The organism is Campylobacter concisus, from assembly GCF_002914195.1.
Lineage (GTDB): Bacteria > Campylobacterota > Campylobacteria > Campylobacterales > Campylobacteraceae > Campylobacter_A > Campylobacter_A concisus_M.
Genome location: NZ_PPAU01000013.1, coordinates 1 through 571, shown reverse-complemented (window position 1 = coordinate 571; position 571 = coordinate 1). Strand labels below are relative to the sequence as shown.

Genomic DNA, 571 nt, shown 5'->3' with positions numbered 1-571 from the left:
TCTATTGCCTTGCTGTTTATTATAACCACGGAAAAGATAGATACAATAATAAAAGATGCGCACAGATACCAAGGATAAAAATCTATATTTGTCGTATCATTCAAATAAGCAAGAAGGATCATAACAAAAGCAGAAATTGCAGATGTAATTTTAATTATAAAATCACTAGGTGACTCGTTACCTATGGCTTTTTTTATACGTCTTTCAAAAATTTCATCTTCTGCCTCTTGCGCATATTTAATAAATTCGTCTTTTGTAATAGCAAGCACCTCTTATCCTTTTTTGTAAATTATTTCAAATTTTTTCAATATCTCTTTTGTTAAAAGTAAATGTCATATCGCGACATCCACGAGAAAGAAAAAAGACAACTTTATCATTTAGTATATTGTAACTTTCATTTTTCCTTAAATACAAAACGTTTTCATCGTCCATTCTGCTTTTAAAGAGTATCTCTTTAGTTTTTCTGTCCCTGGCCGTATATCTTAAAAATTTAGTTTCCATTTATACAAATCCTTTATTTTCGTATTTATTACCCAAAACCTCAATTTCACAAATATCAGCAGACATAAAC

2 protein-coding genes are annotated in these 571 nt (G+C 29.1%); both read right to left on the bottom strand.

Annotation, left to right across the window (positions count from 1 at the left end; translation table 11 throughout):
• Positions 1-269, bottom strand: a 269-nt coding sequence (locus CYP28_RS00595) for a hypothetical protein (RefSeq protein WP_141090874.1), incomplete at its 3' end; no start/stop codon positions are given.
• Between the two features lie 25 nt (positions 270-294).
• Positions 295-501: a hypothetical protein gene (locus CYP28_RS00590; RefSeq protein WP_103592712.1), complete on the bottom strand. Its 207-nt coding sequence runs from the start codon at positions 499-501 to the stop codon at positions 295-297.
• Positions 502-571 lie beyond the last annotated feature (70 nt).

Bases quoted from the DNA above. Each gene is read 5' to 3' on its own strand.
- CYP28_RS00590 (WP_103592712.1), bottom strand. From the start codon at position 501: ATGGAAACTAAATTTTTAAGATATACGGCCAGGGACAGAAAAACTAAA.